Source organism: Actinomadura kijaniata, from assembly GCF_014138665.1.
Lineage (GTDB): Bacteria > Actinomycetota > Actinomycetes > Streptosporangiales > Streptosporangiaceae > Spirillospora > Spirillospora kijaniata.
Map to the genome: position 1 here is coordinate 188,213 of NZ_JACJIA010000006.1, position 18,527 is coordinate 206,739.

An 18,527-nucleotide genomic window follows, 5' to 3' on the forward strand; every position below is an offset into this window, starting at 1 on the left:
CCGAAGCCAGGCGAGCAACGGGCCACGGAACTCGGCGAAGAGGCGATCGGTGCGTTCCAGGGATGGCCGGTGCAGGACCGTCCGGCCCGCGCGTCAGGCGCGCGGGTGGCTCTGACCCCGCCAGATGCATATATCGGTGTCGGTGACCGGGCGTGCGGTGACGAGGTTCCCCGGTACAGGATCGTCGGCGGCGAGGTTGCCCGCGTGTTGATCTTCGACACCAGGCCGATGAACAGATCGACCAGCGCGTCGATGATCTCCGTCGTCCGTGACCACGCCAGCGCGGCCACCAGAGACAAGCGGACCGGCGGCCGGTTCGCTGCCAAGTCCGAGGGATGCGAGGCCATCGCCCGCCACGAGGCCACCAGCCGATCGGAGTACCCGCCGAACAGCGGCCGGAGTGGAGCTGATCTCGTCCCCACCTGCCCCCGCGTCCGGGAGCAGGTCACGTACTCCTGAACAGCCGGTCCAGATGCACGTCGATCGCGGCGAGCGCGTCCTGGGGCTCGATCACGTGGAGTTCGATCAGGGGGGTGAAGCCGGTGAGGGCGAGGAGCAGGTTGGTCTCGGTCGCCGGATCGCGGCCGGAGTCGATGTGCCCGTCGGCGATCGCCTGGCGGACCAGCTGCTCGACGAGGGCCCGCCCCTGGACGAGGCCGCGGCGCGCCTGCTCGTGCACGGCCTCGTCGTGCAGCGCCTCCAGGACGTAGGCGGCGCTCATCCGGCTGGTCGCGCGGGCGTCGGCGTGCAGGGGGAGCATTTCCGCGAGCGTCAGTCGCAGCACGTCACGGGGATGCGGACGGTCACCGAGCTTTTCGAGCCCCTGCTGTACGCGCACCGAGGTCTGCTCGGACGCGAAGTCCATGGCGAAGGAGAGCATGGCGGTCCGGGAGGCGAAGTAGTGCTGCAACTGCCCGAGTGACATGCCCGCCTCCTGCGCCACCACGCGCATCGTCAGCTGTGTGACGCCGCGCTGCTCCACCACCCGCCACAGTGCGCGGGCGATCACTTCGCGGCGTTCGCGGTGGTCCACCTGTTTCGGCATCTCCGGCCCCTCCCTCGTCTCCCGGGACTGTTTCAATACAGTTGACATAATACACCTGACCCATAATCCTGGGGTCCACTCGAAGGAAGGAAATCGTCATGTCCGAACAGCCGAAGGTACGGACCACGGAAGGCCTGGTGCAGGGGCGCTGGCGGCAGGGGCACGCGGTGTTCCGCGGCATCCCCTACGCCCGGCCCCCGGTCGGAGCGCTCCGGTTCGCCGCGCCCGCGCCGCCGCACCGCTGGGAGGGGACGAGGCAGGCGGTCGAGTTCGGCCCCATGGTGCCGCTGTCCCTGCCGATCGACGTGTCCCCGCAGGGCCCCGATTGGCTGACGCTCAACGTGGGCACTCCGGACCCCGGCGCGGCGGGACTGCCGGTGCTGGTGTGGATCCCGGTGGGCGGCTACCTCTCGGCGGCGTCGAGCGACCCGATGTTCGACCCGGCAGCGCTGGCCGAGGCGGGAGTCGTCGTGGTGACCATCAACTGCCGCGTGGGCGCGGAAGGGTTCGCGTTCCTCGACGACGTGCCGCCCAACCGCGGATTCCTCGACCAGATCGCGGCGCTGGAGTGGGTGCAGCGCAACATCGTCGCCTTCGGAGGCGACCCCGGCCGGGTCACCGTGGGCGGGGTGTCCGCAGGGGCGGGCTCGGTCGCCGCCCTGCTGACGATGAAGTCCGCGCGCGGCCTGTTCCGGCGGGCCATGGCCCATTCGGTGCCGGGGCTGTACAGCACCCCCGCGCTGGCACGGCAGGTCACCGCCGCGTTCGCGGACCGGCTCGGCGCGGCGGCCCCCACCGCCGAGGCCCTGCGTGACATCGACCCGTGGCACCTGGCCGCCGAGCTCACCTCCTTCAACGCCGGCCTCCACGCGCACCGGGAGAGCTGGGGACGCCTCACGGAGACCGGCACCGCGCTGTGCCCCGTCGTCGACGGCGAGGTCCTCCCGGAAACGCCCTGGCCCGCGCTGACCGGCGCACGCGCGAGCGGGACCGAACTGCTCGTCGGCCACGCCCGGGACGAATTCCGGTACTTCAGCGTCATGAGCGGACGGTACGGCACCTTCACCGAGGAGGACGCCCACGCAGCCCTGGAACTGCTCGCCCCGCAGCCGGACGGCGCGCGGGCCTACCGTGCCGCGTTCCCGCAGGCAGGCCCGGAGGAGCTGGTGGAGACGGTGTACTCCGACGCCCTCTTCCGCATGCCGTCACAGAAGCTGGCCGAGGCGAACGCCGCAGCCGGCGGCACCTCGTACCTGTTCGAACTGTGCTGGGTTGCCCCGGTCCTCGGCGGCGTCCTGGGTGCCTGCCACAGCCTCGACATGCCCCTGGCGTTCGGCACGCTGGACAGCCCCGTCGGCACCCAGCTCATCGGCGAGGAGCCCACTCCCGAGGCCGTCGCGCTCTCCCGCGAGCTCCAGGAGGTATGGGTCCGCTTCGTCACCACCGGCGACGCGGGCTGGTCCGCCCACCGGCCCGGCGGGCACCTCACCCGCGTCCTGGACAACGGGTCGAAGACCCTGCCCTACCCCGAACAGGCATCCCGCCAGATCTGGGAAGGCCACTTCCCAGCCCCCTTCGATCTCCCGTAATCGTCCGGGTCGGCTCCTCCGACTGCGACGCCGCGACTCACCTGCCCATCGGGGGCGGCGCGAATCGGCGTACAGCCGGGCAACACCCGTCCCGCTTGGCATCATCGAGAGCCGGGGGAGGGCCCAGGTCACGGATGATCCCGGCCAGGGCCCGGATGGGTTCGCTCTCCGCCTCCCTCCGCCACACCAGCGGCTCCAGATCGGTGACCGGCAGGTAGGCGATGTCCGGCCGTGCCCAGTAGCGGGTGACGTGGGCGGGGAAGAGCGCCACGAGCCCGTCCACGCCGACGAGGGTCATGGCCTCTTCCGCGTCTCGCACCACGGGGTCGTGCTCGATCTGACGGCCCCGTCGGGTGAAGCGTGGGGCGTGGACGTCGTACCAGTAGCCGGGCCCGGTGTCGGCGTGCGGATGCTGGAATTCGGAGATCATCTCCAGTGAGACCGCCACTCGCGGGGCGTGCCGGTGGTGCCCTGGCCGGCGAGCCGGACGCGTTCCATGCTCTCCTTCACCTCGGTGTAGAGCGGTCGAAGCTCTCCGCACTCCAGGCAGTGCCGCCGCCGCTCTCCTCGGGCCGGCGCGGCGGGGGTCTGCCCGGACGGAGGGCGGACCGCCAGCAGTTCCTCGTTGTGGGGTGCGGCTCGATGCGGTGGTCGGGCTCGGTCAGCGCCTGGGCGGCGCGGACGGGGAACACCGCGCAGCCGACGGCGCACAGCACGGCGCGGACCTGCTCGGCCTCCCAGTCCCGCGCCGATCACAGCGGCCGCGCGTCCACCACGTACCGAACTCCGGTCCTTCTTCCTGGCACTGGCGACGTGGACCCAGGCGCTGCCCGTCGCCGGCTCGATGGTGTTCGGCGGCGCTCCCGATTCGCAGGATCTGCGCGAACGGATCGCGAACGCCGTCGAGGCGCTCGTCGGATCTCGCCGATGAATCCGCGGAGGACCCGTCCCGGAGCCCGGCGCGGTGGGCCTCCGCCGGTGACCAGAGCGCGCCGGGCGGTCGCCCGGCCCCGCCGTGGCGCGGTGCGGCGCCGGCCCGGCGGGGCGTCGGGCCAGGGGTCAGCCCTTGCCGAAGAGCGCGGCGGGGAAGGCGCCCGCCGCCCGGAGGGAAGCGGTGAAGGCGCCGGCCAACTCGGTGAGGCGGGCGGTGGCGGCCGGGCCGAGGTGGTCGTAGGGGGCGGCGTCGAGACGGTCGGTGAGCGCCTCGACCTCACCGCGCAGGGCCGCGCCCGCCTCGGTGAGGTCTCCCGCCTCGTCCAGGAGGCCGCGCTCGCGCAACCGGCCGCCAGCGGCGGACCACTGCTCCGCGGACCAGCCGCGCGTCTGCATGAACACCGCCGAGGTCGGCGCCCTGCCGGTGGCGTTGTGCAGGACCAGCGCCTCGAGTCCGGACAGGTCGGCGACCGTCAGGGCGGCGAGGTGGCCGTCGCCGCGGTGCTCGCGCAGCAGCGTCGCTGCGTGCCACAGGGCCAGGTGCGGTTCCCCGGGCACGGGCAGGTCGGCGTTCGCCGAGTACAGCGCCCGCGCCTCCCGGCGGCCGGCCTTGGCGGCGCGCAGCGCCAGCTCGGCCGCCTCGACCATCTCCTTCGAGGCCAGAGCCTCGGCCCCGAGCAACCGCCGCAGCGTCCGATCCGCACCGCGCAGCCGGGCCGCCAGCACCGCCTCCGGCGTGGCGATGCGCCACGCGGCCGGGATGTACCGCCGCACATGCTCGTGGTCGAAGTTGTAGAACGTGGCCGTGACGGTTCCCGCGTCGACCGTTCCGAGGGGGGCCGCGCGGCCCGCGTAGTAGACCATGGGGCCGCGCTCCAGCCCGAGCGCCGCAAGTTCGCCCTGCCGCTCCGGAGCGAAGTAGACGCAAGAGTGCAGGGGGGCGACGGCGTCATGGCAGCGGCGTCCTGCGGTCGCCTCGAGCGAATGCGCGCGGCCGGACCCTCCAGTGCCCGTGGACATGGGGCCTGGACGGGCCGGATCGGTGAAGAGCATCAGGCTTCCTTCTCCGAGCAGCCGGTCAGCCCGGCCGCGGTAAGGGTGAGGTGCCGGGTCAGGACCTCGGCGGCGGTGTCGGCGTCGCGGGCCAGCGCCGCCTCCTCCAGGCGGCGGTGCTCGGCGACGGCGTCACGGTCGGGGACGCGGAGCGCCGACAGGCGGCGGGCCAGCTCGCTCCCGGTCCACATCCGGTCGAACGTCTCCAGCAGGACGGGGTTGCCGCACCCCTCCAGCAGGGTGCGGTGGAAGACCCGGTGGGCCTCGGCCCAAGCGTCGCTGTAGTACTCGCCCTCCTCCGGGACGTGCGTCGGGGTGCGGGCGAGACGGTGGTGCGCGGCTCGTACGCGGGCCTCCCAGTCGACGTCCCCGCGCTCGATGGCCATGCGCAGCATGGCAGGTTCGATGGTCCGGCGGGCCTCCGCGATCTCCTGCCAGCGGCGGTCGGAGACCGCCGGGACGGCGAAGCCCCGGTTGGGCAGCCGCTCGGCGAGGCCCTCGCCGACCAGCCGCACGAGCGCCTCGCGCACGACGGCCAGGCTCACACCCTGCTGCTTGGCCAAATCCTGCGGTTTGAGGGCGGTGCCGGAGGCGTGCTCCCCGTGCATGATCGCGTCCCGCAGCCGAGCGTGGACCTGCTCGGAGAGCATCTGCTTCCCCGACGAGGCCGAGGAGTGGATCGTCTGACTCATGGCACCATCATAGACGATCCAGTAGATAATCGATTATTTTGATGGCGGGCGGAAGACGCGGCCGCCCCACGGCACGACCTGAAAGGGAACGACAGATATGAGCGCCAACGACCCGTTCGCCCGCCTTCCCGAGGCGGCGTCCTTCACCGTGACCAGCACCACCGTCGCCGACGGTGCCGCCTGGTCGCCCGAGCAGCTCTCCTCGGGCGTCCCCGGCGGGAAGGACGTCTCCCCGCAGCTGTCCTGGAGTGGCGCACCGGAAGGCACCAAGAGCTACGCCGTCACCATCTACGACCCCGACGCACCCACCGGGTCGGGGTTCTGGCACTGGGCGGTCGCCGACATCCCCGCCACCGTCACCGAGCTCCCCGAGGGCGCCGGTGACGACACCGGCTCGGGCCTGCCCGAAGGCGCCTTCCAACTGCCCAACGACGCCCGCGCGGCCCGCTACATGGGCGCCGCCCCGCCGGCGGGGCACGGCCCGCACCGCTACTTCGTCGTGGTGCACGCCCTCGACGTCGCCTCCATCGGCGTCCCGGCCGACGCCACCCCGGCCCTCCTCGGCTTCACCATGGCCGGCCACATCCTTGGCCGCGCGTACCTGACCGCCACCGCCGAGACTCCCGCCTGACAGCCGGGACGGGCCCCGGCCAGGGTCGGGGCCCGTCCTAGATCGTTGATGGGAAATTGCTGAACCGGGTGCGGGCATGAGGAAGGACGCCCATGGTCGGTGTGTGAAAACAGACTTGGACGCCCTTGTGACCGCACTCTACGTCCACCTGGACGACCACGTCCTGCCCTTGCGGCAACCACTGCCCCGGCGGGGCCGGCCTTCGGTGTTGACTGATGCCGAGTTGGTCTGTGTCGCGGTCGCCCAGGTGCTGCTGGGCTGCGATACCGAACGCCGCTGGCTGCGCCTGGCCCCGGCCCGGATCGGGCACCTGTTCCCCCGGCTGCCCTGCCAGGCCCAGTACAACCGGCACCTGCGCGATCGGGGGCCGGTGTGGGCGGCGGTCGCGATGTGGCTGGCCCGCCTCACCCCCACCTGGCACGAGCGGCTGCGGCTGATGGATGGCACCCCGGTACGCTGCGGCGCCTCCCGCGTCACGGTCCACCGCTCAGCCCTGGGCGAGATCGCCGGCTATGGCCATGACACCTCCCATCACGCCTTCTCCTGGGGTGCCAAGCTGATGCTGGTCACCACCGCCGACGGTGCGGTGACGGCGTTCAGCCTGGCCCACCCCAAGGAACTGGACGAGCGCAAGCAAGCACTGCACCTGCTGCAGGTGCGCCCGCCCGCCGAGAGGCCGTGCCCGATCGTGTGCGACATCGGCTTTGCCGGGACCGGCATCGAAGCGATCGCGGCGCGGCTGGGATACCGGTTGATCCGTCCCCGCCACCACGATGAGCCGCACCCCAGTCCTGGCCGTGCCTTTCCCGCCTGGCTACGCCAGCGCATCGAGGCGGTCATCTGGACGTTGAAGAACCAACTGGGCCTGGAACGCCACCAGGCCCGCACCACCGAAGGTTTGTGGGCACGCATCAGCCAACCCATCGTGGCGCTCAACGCCGCCATCTGGCACAACTGGCTCACCGACCAGCCCACCAAACACTCACTGACCGCCTACGACCACTGACCAGCACCAACATTTCCCATCAACGATCTAGGTCCTGCTGGCCGAGCTGCACAGCGCGGGCAGGCTGGACTGGTCGCGGACGGTGATCGACAGCTCGCACGTACGCGCGCTCAAGGGCCGCCTAAAACCGGCCGGAGCCCGGTCGACCGCGGCCGAAAGGGCTCCAAACACCACGTCCTGACCGACGCCTGCGGCACACCGCTGGCCATCTCACTGACCGGCGGCAACCGCAACGACGTCACCCAGCTGCTGCCGCTGCTGAACAAGATCCCGCCCGTGCTGGGGCGGGTGGGACAACCTCGTCACAGACCAGGGCGACTGCTGGCCGATCGGGGCTACGACCACGACAAATACCGGCGCCTGGTGTGGAGGAAGGACATCCGTCCCCTCATCGGCCGCCGCAGCACTCCGCACGGGTCCGGGCTGGGCGCCCAGCGCTGGCGGCTGTTCACCCTTCCTCACGCCCAAGATCCAAGCGGCAAAGCACCCGCCAGCGGACAACAGTGATCCTTGGCAACCTCGACATCGGCCCGAGACGGTCGCGTCCGCTGATTTCGGCCTCATGATGGGGCAGTGCGCAGAATGGTGCGCGGTTGCCTCAGCAGCGGGGCGAAGGCTTTTTCGGCTGCGCCGATGAGAGTGGCATGCCGAAGGTCGCCTGTGACGATGTCGATCTGGCCGGCGCGAGCGACGGTGGAGGAGGCCATCAGCCCATCGCGCACGAAGTCCTTGGCGGCGCGGTACAGGTCGGCTAGAAAGCCCATGAGTACCACGCGTTCCGGGGCGAGTGTGTTGACGAGGCTGGTCAGCCCCGTCACCAGGTGGCTGGCGGTGAGGTGAATCGCCTCCTGTGCGGCACGGTCACCGGCCGCGGCGTCATCGAAGATCTCAGTGACGGGGTCTTCACGGCCGGGGTGGCGACGCGGGCCAGCGGCACGGAGCAGTGCACGCGAGTCGGCGTACATTTCCAGGCAACCGCGCGCACCGCACGGGCATGGCAGTCCCCCTGGCTCGACGATGATGTGGCCGGCTTCCAAGGCGTGGCCGCCCCCAGTGAGCGGTATGCCCGCGTCGATGAACCCGCCGCCGACGCCGACGCGCTCGCTGCTCAGAGCCAGCATGCTCGCGACACCGCGACCAGCCCCGTAACGGAACTCGGCCAGGGCGGCCAGAGTTGCGGCCCGCCCCACGGCAACGGGGACGCCGATCGGCGCCATGCCGCCCAGTTGCTGTGCGAGCGGCACTTCGTTCCAGCCCAGATGCAAGGCGGACCGGACGAAGCCGTCAGGTTCCCTGACGAAGCCAGGCGTCGCAACGCATACCCCAACGCATCGACGCTCGGTCCACAATGCCGCCTTGGAGACCGCGTCCGCCAGCGCCGGTATGAGGGTGGCGGGGTCGGCCTCAGAACCGTCCAGAACGTGCTTGCGGACGCGACTGATCCTGCGGTCCAGACCGACGAGGCCGACCGTTATCCGGTCCACACTCAACTGGACGGCGACGGCCACGGGCCCGTCGGGATTCACCTCGACGACAGGAGACGGCCTGCCGCGTCCGGGTGGGGCGCCGGGGGAGCCGCGTGGCGGTTCGCCGATGCGGACCAGATCCAGCGCCGTCAGGTCGCCCAAGGCGGTGCCCACCGCGCTCGCGGCCAGGCCGAGTTCGGCCGTGACCGCGGCGCGGGTCAGCGGGCCACGCCGATGCAGCAGCGTCAGGACGCGTCCGGCCGCCGGCCCGCCGTCGTCACCGGTATCCGGCACACCGGTCGCAACCAAGAGTCCTCGCCTCCACGCCTGTATTTTTTCTCTAAGGGAAGATAATATACGTTGATCAACTTTGATGATGTACACGCCTAGCAAGGGGAGCCTGATGGTCATGATCCTCGCCAACGCCCGCGTGGTGACACCCGACCGGCTGCTGGATCCCGGTTGGGTCACCCTGGACGGTCACCGGATCTCGGCCGTGGGAGACGGGGAGCCGCCTCGGTCGGCCGACACCGAGGTTCATGATCTCGGATCGGACTACGTGCTGCCCGGGTTCGTGGATCTGCATATGCACGGCGGCGACGGCGCTCAGGTCACCACGGAGGATCCACAGGAGATCCTACGCGCGATCACGTTTCACCGCCGTCACGGAACCACGCGGACACTGGTCAGCCTCGTCACCTCACCGGTCGAGGAGATGGCGGCCGCGGCCCGCACGGTGGCCACCCTCATGCGGTCACCCGACCCGCTGCACCGGTCGATCGCCGGAATCCACCTCGAAGGGCCCTTCCTCAACCCCAACCACCGGGGCGCCCATCACAATGACTACGTCCTCGCACCGGACGTCAACGCGTTGCGGCACCTGCTCGCCAGCGGCGACGGCGCCGTCCGCACCGTCACCCTCGCCCCCGAACTGGACGGCGGGATGGACCTCGTCCGCGAAGTCGTCGCCTCCGGCGCGGTCGTGGCGATAGGGCACACCGACGCCAGCTACGACGAAGCACACCAGGCATTCGAGGCCGGCGCCAGCATGGCCACCCACCTGTTCAACGCCATGCGACCGTTCCACCATCGAGACCCAGGTCCGGCCGGCGCCGCACTCACCCACGACAACGTCACCTGCGAGCTCATCAACGACGGCGTCCACTTGCACAGCGCGACCACACGTCTCGCGTTCGCTGCCGCCGGCGCTGAACGCATCGCCCTGGTCACCGATGCCACCCCGGCGGCCGGAGTGAACGACGGACGGTTCAACCTGGGACCGTTGCCCGTCCTTGCCCGCGACGGAAAAGTCACCCTGCTCGACGGGATCACCAACGCCGGCAGCACCCTCACCATGGACCGCGCGCTACGGCATGCCGTGCAGTGCGTCGGGATTCCCATCACCCAAGCCGCCGTCGCCGCCGCCACCACGCCGGCGCGCATGCTCGGGCTGGGAGAACGCGCCGGGAGTATCGAGCCCGGCAAGGACGCCGACCTCGTCGTCCTAACGGACGACCTGCGGGTCCGCACGGTCATTGCCGACGGCGCGGTCGTCCACGGAACACTGGCAACGAGCGCCGACGTCGCCCCGGGCGGAGCGGCGTAGCGCCCGGCGGGCGGATCCGTCCGACCCAACGGATCCCACGAAAGCCCAACACCAGGGAGCGGCCGGAGCACCGCAGCAGGACACCGCGGCGTGCGACTGGTGCAGGCGTCCAGGCGTTCGTCTTCGTCTGATGACAGGCGCCGCCCGCGGCCAATGACCTGGGCGTGACCAGGGCGCCGGGACGGCGGCGATCCATCGGTATCGCAGCCCAGCAGGACCTGGGCGACCGCGACGCAGACCAGCTCGGCATCGCTCAGCGTCCGGGGCCGCCAACCAGGAGATTCAACTACTCAAAAGACCCGTCCGCTGCGGCCCGCGCCCGCAGAGTCTATGCGTCACGCCACGGCCTCGACGAGCTCTGTCAGGGGGCGCACAGGGCGTGGTCGATGAGGGTGGCAGAGGTCTTGAACTGCTGGATCGGGGACTGGTCGGGTCCTAGGCGGCTGGTGTAGAAGACGGTGGCGGCGCGGTGGCCGTCGGGAGACACGGCGTTGTCGATGATGTAGTTCCAGTTGCCCCCGCCGTGAAACCAGGCCCATTTGCCGCAGGGCAGGCGGCGCTTCATGAGGCCCAGGCCGTAGGCCGCCTCGCGCCAGACTTCCCGGAATGGCTTGGCCGGGACGGTGCGCTGCATCTGCCTCAGTTGAGCCGGGCGCAGCAAGCGGCCGCCCAGGAGAGCTTGCAAGAACCGGTTGACGTCGCCGGTCGTGCTGACAAACGACCAGTCCGGGTGGCCCGAGGCGATGGTGGACACGTCGGTCTCCGGGCCGCCGGGAACGAGCCGGCGGTAAGCGGTCATGCCAGGCTGGGGCAGGTGGGCGGAGGTGCCGGGGATCAGGGTGTGCCGCAGGCCGAGGGGCTCGATGATCCGCTCGTGGACCTCCTGCTGCCAGGGGCGGCCGGTGGCCTTCTCGATGGCCATCCCGGCCAGGATGTAGTTGGTGTTGGAGTAGGCCCAGCCGCGGCCCGGCTCGAACGCGCGACGGTGCTGCAGCGCCATCGCCACCAGCCGTTCCGGTGGGTAGGTCCGGAAGCGTTCGCGCTGAAACTCGTCCGGAGTACGGGCCTTTTGCACCGGGACGTCGTCGAGGTAGTCGGGAATGCCGCTGGTGTGGTTGAGCAGCTGCCGCACAGTGATCTTGGTGCCGTCGTTGCCGTTGCCTCGCACCAGTCCGGGCAGCCAGCGGTCGATGGTGTCGGTCAGCGCGAGCCTGTCCTCGCCGACGAGCTGCAGGGCGACAGTCGCGACGAACGTCTTGGTGGTGCTGGCGATCCGGAAGTAGGAGTCGGCCTGGACGGGTGCGCCGGTCTTCAGGTCGGCGACGCCGCTGCGGGCGACGACCCGGTCACCGGGGGTCCGCACCTCCGCGAGCACTCCGGCGGCGCCGGTCTCTCTCAGCGTGTCGGCGTCGCGCTGCAGTTGAGTTTCATCGATGTTGAGGGCGAACGCCGTCGTTCCCGACAGCACTGCGGACATTCCGGCAAGCGCCGGCACCAGCAGACGTTTCTTCGATGTCGTGAGCATGCCTCGGACGTTAGGTCCAGCGGCCGGACGGGCACGATACCGCCCGCTGCCGGAGAGCAGGTACAGCCTGCTGTAGTGCGCCCGTTCGCCGTCCGGCGGGCCGCGAGCATTCAAGACTGCTCTGTGCAAGGGCTTCGCCACTGCTGACAGCTCATTCGATGGCTTCAATCTGCGGTCCAGTCAGACAACCAGTACCTGACCGGCTCGCCGCCCCGGCGGGCCACTGGACGATCAGCCACTGCTCGGCGATGACGCCATCGGCGTCCGAGCGCGGCCGTCGGCCCGCGACCCGGACCCGCAACAGCACAAACCGGGCCCGCAACGGCCCGCGTACCCTGTGGCGCCAGGTCAGCGTGCGGGCCCGGCCCCGCCCGGCGGCCAGCACATGCTCACGCAGGCTGACCGACCGGTAGCGGTAACGCGGCAGCGGACGTCGCCCGCGACCACCGTAGGGCGGGGGCTGCGGCCGGACCGCCGCGCCATAGGTGGTCAGCTCGCCGGTGACCTGCACCGCATAGATCGTTGATGGGAAATTGCTGAACCGGGTGCGGGCATAGCGAAGGGCGCCCATGGTCGGTGTGTGAAGACAAACCTGGACGCCCTTGTGACCGCACTCTACGTTCATCTGGACGATCACGTCCCGCCCTCACGGCAATCGCGGCGGCGAGGCCGTCCCCGGACGCTGACCGACGCCGAACTGGTCTGCGTCGCGGTCGCCCAGGTACTGCTGCGCTGTGACGACGAGCGTCGCTGGCTGCAGGTCGCACCCAGGCGGATCGGGCACCTGTTTCCCCGCCTGCCGTGCCAGTCGCAGTACAACCGGCATCTGCGGGAGCTGGGCCCGTCCCTGACCGCGGCGGCGCTGTGGCTGGCTCGGGCCACCCCGTCATGGTGGGACCGCTTGCGTTTGATGGACGGTACCCCGGTGCGCTGCGGCGCCTGTCGGGGCACGGTGAACCGTTCAGACCTGGGCGAGGTCGCTGGCTATGGCCATGATACCTGCCACCATGCCTTCTCCTGGGGCGCCAAGCTGATGCTGATCACCACCGCCGACGGGGCGGTGGCGGCGTTCAGCCTGGCCCACCCCCAGGGAACCGGATGAGCGCAAGCAAGCTTTGCATCTGCTGCACGTGCGCCCGCCCGCCGAGGGGCCGTGCCCGATCGTGTGTGACAAGGGCTTTGCCGGTGCCGGCATCGAGGCGGCCGCGGCTCGGCTGGGACATCCGCTGATTCGACCGCGCCGCCACGACGAATCCCACCCTGGCCCTGGTCACCCTTTTCCCGCCTGGCTGCGCCAGCGCATCGAGGCGGTCATCTGGGCCTTGAAGAACCAGCTCGGCCTGGAACGCCACCATGCCCGCACCACCGACGGTTTGTGGGCACGCATCAGCCAGCGCATCCTGGCGCTCAACGCCGCCATCTGGCACAACTGGCTGATCGGCGCACCCGTCAAACGATCGCTGACCGCCTACGACCACTGACCAGCCACAACATTTCCCATCAACGATCTAGGGGGCGAAATGGGGAGGCGGAAATCTGGATCGGACCTGATTGGATCGGCGGCCCATTCCAGCAGGTCGAGCACAAGATTCTGATTCGATCGACCCCGGGGGCGCAATCAACCGACTCCGCCCCCGATCGCTGCATCAGCGATGCCCGCCACCAGACGCATCCGAACGAAAAGTCACGCCACCGTCAGCCGCGACGACCCACTAGCGCGAAATTTCGTTCCGATGCTGGTCGGCCCCCGGACCTGACCTCGCCGCGAGCGTGATGTGACAGGGAATGACCCATTCCCTGTCACGACCGCATCCGGCCGCGCCTGGCATCTCCGTTCCCACCTGGCCTGCCGGTAGCGGCCCGTACCGTCGAAGGCAGCACATTCCCTGTCACACCCGCCAGCCAGGAGCCGACGTGCGCGTTCCCGCCACGCCCGAGCACAGCGCCACCGCCGCAGACCCTCCAGGAGGCGACCTACCGACAGTCCGCCGATCCGCGCGACGCCGACCGCCGGCCGTGGGGATCTGGAGCCATGCGGAGCAGATGCCGTGAGCGGCCCCGAGGAGCACAGCCCCGGCGACGACCATCCCCCCGCCGAACCATCCGACCCCATCGGTCCGGGTGGGACTGATCCGGACGAGCCGGCGCGACACGATGGCGGGCAGGGCGGCACCGCACGCCCCCCGGCCATCGCCAGGCGGCGCCGATCGCTGCCGAGGCGGTCCCGAGTGCGGATCACAATGCCGACCCAGGCCGACCTCGACCGGCTCCCCGCCCAGGTGCGGATGGAGCTGCGCAACCAGCAGCGGGCCGAACGGCATCAGTGGCTCAACTCGCTGGGAATCTTGTTCGGTGTGCTGTTCACCGCGGGCACCCTGGTCTTCACCGGTCTAGCCTGGCGCACCGCCCAAAAAGACCTGCGCACCTCCCAGGACAACGTGCGAATCGCCAGGGAAAGCCAGCTCACCGACCGCTACGCCAAGGCTCTCGAACCCCTCGCCGACGACAACATCACCATCCGCCTTGGCGCCATCCACGCTCTCAACCGGCTCCTGGCCGACTCCCAACGCGACCGCGCCGCCATCACCGCCGTACTGGCCGGTTTCATCCGCGACCGAGCGCCCGCCCCCACCACCAAGGGCAAAGGCCTTCCCTTGGATCCCTCGGTCGACATCGCCGCCGCACTCACCACCCTGGCCAACAACCCCCACCCCGTCCCGCCCCTCGACCTACACCGCATCCGGAGCCCCAACATCGATCTCGGCAACGCCCGCTTCAACCAAGCCGACCTCGGCGGCGCGGACCTGCGCGGCTCGTACCTGGGCAACGCGTACCTGATCGAGGCGTATTTGGGCTACGCGGACCTGCGCGACACGGACCTGCGCAGCGCGCACCTGACCGGCGCGTACCTAGTCAACGCGGACCTGACCGGTGCGTACCTGCGCGGCGCGCGCCTGAGTGGCGCGAACCTGAGCCAAGCGCGCCTGGGCTTGGACCGGGGCAGCGGCGTGTCCCACTTCGTGAGGAGATCTGGGGGTGATACGGACCGGAGCCTTGGCACAGACCTGCGCAGCGCGGACCTGCGCGGCGCGGACCTGAACAACGCGGACCTGCGCGGCACGGACCTGCGCTACGCGAACCTGCGCAACGCGAACCCGAGCGGCGCGGACCTGCGCGGCGCGGACCTGCGCGGCGCGGACCTAACCAACGCGCCCCTGAACAACGCGGACCTGCGCGGCGCGGACCTGCGCGGCGCTCGCTTTTCCGTGGGCGTTGACGAGATCCGCCAGGTGGCGGTGACCGACAAGACGACCCGGTGGTGATGCCGGGCCGTCTCGACCACGACGATCTGGACAGCTCTGCTGGGCAGTGGGAAGGCGGTCGGCAATCAAGACCATCGACGAGCACCCCGGTACGTTCGGTTCCCAGAGTGCTGCTGCCGTGGCCGAATCAGGAGATGGCCGGGTGCGCACCAACCCTGCGGGCCCGGCGGTCCTGATCGCCGCGAACAGGGTGGCAGAAGTGATGATCAACTCCAGGGACGACCAGAATCGTACCCGCGGCCTGGCCGGCCATCTGGGCCACAGCCCAAGAACGGTACCCCGCAACGACGGTGAGCTACACACCCGCCTTCGGCCGCGGGGTTCCCGGATCTGATGACCGCTCGCGCCGTTCCTGTCGCCAGTGTCACCCTGGCCGAGGCGGCCGACGCGTTCTTGGCCCGCCGCGACCTGGACGCCGACACGCTGCGCTCCTACGGCCAGACGATGCGGCGGCTACGCCGCGAGTTCGGAGACCCCGCCCCCCTGGCCCAGGTGACCGCCGAACAGACCGCCACACTGTTCGATCACGCGTGGGGCGACGCGGCCGCCCGCACCTGGAACCGGCACCGCTCGGCGCTGCGTTCCTTCTGCGCCTGGGCGGCCGCACCCGGCCGCGGCTGGATCACCACCGACCTGGCCGCACTCATCGAACGACGCCCCGAGATCCGGGACCGCACCCGCGCCATCGACCGGCACATCATCACCGCGCTGCTGGATCGCCGCGACGTGCCACTACGCGAAAAGACACTCTGGCGGCTGGCCTACGAATCGGCCGCCCGCGCCGATGAGGTCCTGGCACTCAACATCGAGCACTTGGACCTGGACAACAAACGCGGCCGCATCCTCGGCAAGGGCGGCACCACCCGCTGGATCCACTGGCAGTCCGGCACCACCCGCCTGCTCCCGCGCCTGATCAACGGCCGCACCAGCGGCCCGCTGTTCCTGGCCGACCGGCGTCCCGCACCCGCACGAATGCCTGCAGACGCTGATCTGTGCCCCCACACCGGCCGCGGCCGGCTCTCCTACGAACGCGCCGAGTACCTGTTTAAACAGAGCACCAAGAAGCACGACCGGCGCAAACGCGGCTTCACCCTCCACCAGCTCCGCCACTCTCGCCTCACCCACCTGGCCGAGGACGGCTGGTCCGCCCCGATGCTGATGGGCCTCAGTGGCCACGCCAACATCCGTTCCCTGGCGATCTACACCAACGTCACCGCCGAAGCCGTCGGCGCCGCCCTCGCCAAACAAGACCCCACCCGCCGACACCGCTGACCGCACTTGCCACATCAGTACAGGTCAGGGATATTCGTTGGATTTTCGGCGCGTACTACCGGGAGTCGGGACGTACTGCACCTGTCCCGGCGGGTGTGGCTCGTTCCCAGTGGACCATCCGCGCAGCTCAGCAAGGCGTCTTCGGTGCCCGAGGGCGCACAACAATGCGAGCTCATCTGCCTACTCGCCCCACGGGTCTTCGACCTTCCCTTGGGCGTCCAATCCGAACCGACGCAGGCGTCCAGCCCCTTCCTGGTCACCCGCCCGGCGATACATCAGCACCAGCTCCCCCCAACGCACTGGCGTCCCCGGCGTCAGCGGCTTGCCAGGGCAATTGTTCGACCCTTTCCTGGTCACCGGCCCAGTAGTGCAGCAGCGCCAGCTCCGCCAACGCTCTGGCGGGGGCGGCTGTGCGTCTACTCCCAGCTGAAGTCCTGCTCCTCCTCCGAGGCCGCCGCGATGATCGAAGGGCTGCTGCGGCACGGCACCGACGCCGAGATCGACGCCAGCTACACCGACACCCACGGCGCCACCGTCGGCGGCTTTGTCGGCTTCGCCTTCACCGAGCTGCTGGGATTCAAACTGCTGCCCCGGCTGAAGAACCTCGGCGGCATCCAGCTGTATGCCCCACCGCCGACCAGGCTCGCTGACCGCAGCTGGCCAACGTCCTCAAGCAGCGGCAGCCGCGCCAGGCGCTTGCGGCCGTTCGACATCACCCTGCCCAACACGACCATGACCCGCACCGCCTACACTGCCCTGCTGGTCCAGATCAACGCCGCCCTGCGCGACAGCCGATGACGTCCAACCAGCCGCTGGGCGTCGCTGGTGGCTGGTTCTTCAGCGGCGGGAGAACTCGGTTCTGATCTTGCTCGACCAGATGAACGGCTGGGCGCCGAGCCAGATCAGGCCCAGCAGCATGAGGGGGGCGATGAGGGGGGCGTTGTGGTCTGAGTCCAGATCCAGCCCCGACCCTGCCATCTCGTAGATGGGCACGACCCAGAGCAGCGCCACCAGGCCTTCGACGAGCACGACCGCAGTGAGCAGGGCAGAGCGGGCGGACGGGTTCGTCACCTGTCCGGCGAGCGAGGGGTTCACCGCGGTGAAGGCGATCATGAACGCGATCGTGCTCAGCACCCAGGAGATCTCGAATCCGACATGGGGCTCGACGACCGGGACGTCTCTGGCCCACCCCCGTCCGTACACGACGAGGGCCTCCAGGTGAAGGCAGCCGAGGATCGCGAACACCAGGGCGAGGACGAGCGCTGGCCGGTGCGGCAGGAACCACAGCCCACACATGACGATGAACGCCACGCCCACGGGCAGCAACAGCATGATCGTCTCGTCCGCGTACAGCTCGATGGGGTTCTTTCCACTGGTCCCCCTCCACGGCCCCAGCATGAAGGTCAGGGCGGCGAGCGCAGCGCACAGCAGGGCGGCTCTGACGAGCCTTGTTCGATGACGCCGGAGCGGGACGTCGCTGGTAGGCGGCTGGAGAACGGTGGTTCGTGGTAGCCGGTGACGGATGGGCGGCCCGACGTCGGCCGTGGTGGCGGGCGCGGGGTTCAGCACGGTGTTGAGCAGATCGCGGACCTGGGTGGGGGAGAGCCGTTCGTTCGGATCTTTGCGCAGCAGACCGTTCAGTACCTGCGCCAGCGGGCCTCCGCACCGAGGTGCGGGCGGCTGCTGGGTGGCGATCGCGACGAAGACCGCTCCATGGCTGGGCCCGTCGAACGGGCGGTGGCCCTCGACAGCCACGTACAGGGTGGCGGCCAACGACCACAGGTCCGAGGCCGGGGTGACCGCCTTGCCCTCCACCTGTTCGGGGGACATGTAGGCGGGAGTGCCCAGCACCATGCCCGAACGGGTGATGGTGACGTCGCCCTCCAGTGCGGCGATGCCAAAGTCGGTGAGCAGGACCCGGTCGCCTTCCAGGAGCACGTTGGCGGGTTTGACATCGCGGTGGACCACGCCTTGGGCGTGGGCGGCCAAGAGGGCGTCCAGCATCGCCAGCCCGATCGCGGCGACCTGGCCTGGAGGAAGCGCCTTGCGCTCGGCCAGCAACTGTTCGAGGGAACGGCCGCGGACGAGTTCCATGACGATCCAGGGACGGCCGTCGTCGCCCATCACCCGGTCATGGACGGTGACGATGCCGGTGTGCCTCAGCCGAGCGGCGGCGCGGGCCTCGCGTTCCATCCGGGCGTACCAGACACGGCGCTCCTGGTCGGTGACCTGTTCGGGCACCCTGAGTTCCTTGATGGCGACCTCGCGGTCGAGGTCGATGTCATGGGCGCGCCACACCGAACCCATCCCGCCTTGGCCGATCCGGCCGAGATTCCGGTACCGACCCGCCAGCACCCCGTCACCGTCCCAACCCATGATCGGAATC

General features: G+C 70.1%; 15 protein-coding genes and 3 pseudogenes. 10 read left to right on the top strand and 8 right to left on the bottom strand.

What is annotated here, in order from left to right:
- Positions 1-105 precede the first annotated feature (105 nt).
- The gene (locus HNR61_RS23540) at positions 106-459 is read left to right on the top strand and encodes a hypothetical protein (protein WP_182845362.1); all 354 of its coding nucleotides are present in this window, start codon (positions 106-108) and stop codon (positions 457-459) included.
- On the opposite strand, the gene HNR61_RS23545 is transcribed toward HNR61_RS23540, so the two are convergent.
- Positions 446-1,045, bottom strand: coding sequence for a TetR/AcrR family transcriptional regulator (locus HNR61_RS23545; RefSeq protein ID WP_182845363.1), 600 nt, complete (start codon positions 1,043-1,045; stop codon positions 446-448). The genes HNR61_RS23540 and HNR61_RS23545 overlap by 14 nt on opposite strands.
- 98 nt (positions 1,046-1,143) lie before the next feature.
- Between HNR61_RS23545 and HNR61_RS23550 the strand changes: the two genes are divergently transcribed.
- Positions 1,144-2,634: a carboxylesterase/lipase family protein gene (locus tag HNR61_RS23550; protein WP_182845364.1), complete on the top strand. Its 1,491-nt coding sequence runs from the start codon at positions 1,144-1,146 to the stop codon at positions 2,632-2,634.
- Positions 2,635-2,671: 37 nt separating this feature from the next.
- On the opposite strand, the gene HNR61_RS23555 is transcribed toward HNR61_RS23550, so the two are convergent.
- From HNR61_RS23555 to HNR61_RS23565, 3 genes are all read right to left on the bottom strand, one after another.
- The gene (locus HNR61_RS23555) at positions 2,672-3,082 is read right to left on the bottom strand and encodes a type 2 periplasmic-binding domain-containing protein (protein ID WP_182845365.1); all 411 of its coding nucleotides are present in this window, start codon (positions 3,080-3,082) and stop codon (positions 2,672-2,674) included.
- Positions 3,083-3,693: 611 nt separating this feature from the next.
- Positions 3,694-4,587, bottom strand: coding sequence for an SCO6745 family protein (locus HNR61_RS23560; RefSeq protein WP_182845627.1), 894 nt, complete (start codon positions 4,585-4,587; stop codon positions 3,694-3,696).
- A 32-nt stretch (positions 4,588-4,619) separates the two neighbouring features.
- Positions 4,620-5,312 (bottom strand): GntR family transcriptional regulator, encoded by a 693-nt coding sequence (locus HNR61_RS23565; protein ID WP_182845366.1) that lies wholly within the window; start codon positions 5,310-5,312, stop codon positions 4,620-4,622.
- A gap of 97 nt (positions 5,313-5,409) precedes the next feature.
- Here HNR61_RS23565 and HNR61_RS23570 point away from each other — a divergent pair, with 97 nt between their 5' ends.
- The 3 genes and pseudogenes from HNR61_RS23570 to HNR61_RS50500 form a co-directional block, all read left to right on the top strand.
- Positions 5,410-5,943, top strand: coding sequence for a YbhB/YbcL family Raf kinase inhibitor-like protein (locus tag HNR61_RS23570; protein ID WP_182845367.1), 534 nt, complete (start codon positions 5,410-5,412; stop codon positions 5,941-5,943).
- 103 nt (positions 5,944-6,046) lie between these two features.
- Entirely contained in the window at positions 6,047-6,949 is a 903-nt protein-coding gene (locus HNR61_RS23575) for a transposase (RefSeq protein ID WP_182845628.1), read from the top strand.
- Between the two features lie 31 nt (positions 6,950-6,980).
- Positions 6,981-7,414, top strand: a pseudogene (locus tag HNR61_RS50500) (transposase); the annotation flags it as partial.
- Between the two features lie 95 nt (positions 7,415-7,509).
- Here the strand turns inward: HNR61_RS50500 and HNR61_RS23585 are convergent.
- Positions 7,510-8,826, bottom strand: coding sequence for an ROK family transcriptional regulator (locus tag HNR61_RS23585; protein WP_182845368.1), 1,317 nt, complete (start codon positions 8,824-8,826; stop codon positions 7,510-7,512).
- Between HNR61_RS23585 and nagA the strand changes: the two genes are divergently transcribed.
- On the top strand, positions 8,819-10,021 hold the full coding sequence (gene nagA / locus HNR61_RS23590; protein ID WP_182845369.1) for an N-acetylglucosamine-6-phosphate deacetylase: 1,203 nt from the start codon (positions 8,819-8,821) through the stop codon (positions 10,019-10,021). The two genes, HNR61_RS23585 and nagA, sit on opposite strands and share 8 nt — an antisense overlap.
- Positions 10,022-10,382: 361 nt before the next feature.
- Here nagA and HNR61_RS23595 read toward each other — a convergent pair whose 3' ends face one another.
- Together HNR61_RS23595 and HNR61_RS23600 are read right to left on the bottom strand one after the other, a co-directional pair.
- Positions 10,383-11,546, bottom strand: a complete 1,164-nt coding sequence (locus HNR61_RS23595; protein WP_182845370.1) for a serine hydrolase domain-containing protein — start codon at positions 11,544-11,546, stop codon at positions 10,383-10,385.
- Positions 11,547-11,697: 151 nt separating this feature from the next.
- A complete protein-coding gene (locus HNR61_RS23600; RefSeq protein ID WP_182845371.1) occupies positions 11,698-12,117 on the bottom strand; it encodes a transposase in 420 nt (139 codons plus the stop codon).
- A gap of 9 nt (positions 12,118-12,126) precedes the next feature.
- Here HNR61_RS23600 and HNR61_RS50700 point away from each other — a divergent pair.
- The 4 genes and pseudogenes from HNR61_RS50700 to HNR61_RS23620 form a co-directional block, all read left to right on the top strand.
- Positions 12,127-13,027, top strand: a pseudogene (locus HNR61_RS50700) (transposase family protein).
- 759 nt (positions 13,028-13,786) lie between these two features.
- Positions 13,787-14,869, top strand: a complete 1,083-nt coding sequence (locus HNR61_RS23610) for a pentapeptide repeat-containing protein (RefSeq protein WP_182845372.1) — start codon at positions 13,787-13,789, stop codon at positions 14,867-14,869.
- A 333-nt stretch (positions 14,870-15,202) separates the two neighbouring features.
- Entirely contained in the window at positions 15,203-16,141 is a 939-nt protein-coding gene (locus HNR61_RS23615; RefSeq protein ID WP_182845373.1) for a tyrosine-type recombinase/integrase, read from the top strand.
- A gap of 411 nt (positions 16,142-16,552) precedes the next feature.
- Positions 16,553-16,765, top strand: a pseudogene (locus HNR61_RS23620) (Tn3 family transposase); the annotation flags it as partial.
- A gap of 213 nt (positions 16,766-16,978) precedes the next feature.
- On the opposite strand, the gene HNR61_RS23625 reads toward HNR61_RS23620, so the two are convergent.
- On the bottom strand, positions 16,979-18,496 hold the full coding sequence (locus HNR61_RS23625; protein ID WP_220509710.1) for a serine/threonine-protein kinase: 1,518 nt from the start codon (positions 18,494-18,496) through the stop codon (positions 16,979-16,981).
- Positions 18,497-18,527 lie beyond the last annotated feature (31 nt).

Bases quoted from the DNA above. Each gene is read 5' to 3' on its own strand.
- HNR61_RS23545 (WP_182845363.1), bottom strand. From the start codon at position 1,045: ATGCCGAAACAGGTGGACCACCGCGAACGCCGCGAAGTGATCGCCCGC.
- HNR61_RS23550 (WP_182845364.1), top strand. From the start codon at position 1,144: ATGTCCGAACAGCCGAAGGTACGGACCACGGAAGGCCTGGTGCAGGGG.
- HNR61_RS23560 (WP_182845627.1), bottom strand. From the start codon at position 4,587: ATGTCCACGGGCACTGGAGGGTCCGGCCGCGCGCATTCGCTCGAGGCG.
- HNR61_RS23565 (WP_182845366.1), bottom strand. From the start codon at position 5,312: ATGAGTCAGACGATCCACTCCTCGGCCTCGTCGGGGAAGCAGATGCTC.
- HNR61_RS23570 (WP_182845367.1), top strand. From the start codon at position 5,410: ATGAGCGCCAACGACCCGTTCGCCCGCCTTCCCGAGGCGGCGTCCTTC.
- nagA (WP_182845369.1), top strand. From the start codon at position 8,819: ATGGTCATGATCCTCGCCAACGCCCGCGTGGTGACACCCGACCGGCTG.
- HNR61_RS23585 (WP_182845368.1), bottom strand. From the start codon at position 8,826: ATGACCATCAGGCTCCCCTTGCTAGGCGTGTACATCATCAAAGTTGAT.
- HNR61_RS23595 (WP_182845370.1), bottom strand. From the start codon at position 11,546: ATGCTCACGACATCGAAGAAACGTCTGCTGGTGCCGGCGCTTGCCGGA.
- HNR61_RS23600 (WP_182845371.1), bottom strand. From the start codon at position 12,117: ATGGGCGCCCTTCGCTATGCCCGCACCCGGTTCAGCAATTTCCCATCA.
- HNR61_RS23610 (WP_182845372.1), top strand. From the start codon at position 13,787: ATGCCGACCCAGGCCGACCTCGACCGGCTCCCCGCCCAGGTGCGGATG.
- HNR61_RS23615 (WP_182845373.1), top strand. From the start codon at position 15,203: ATGACCGCTCGCGCCGTTCCTGTCGCCAGTGTCACCCTGGCCGAGGCG.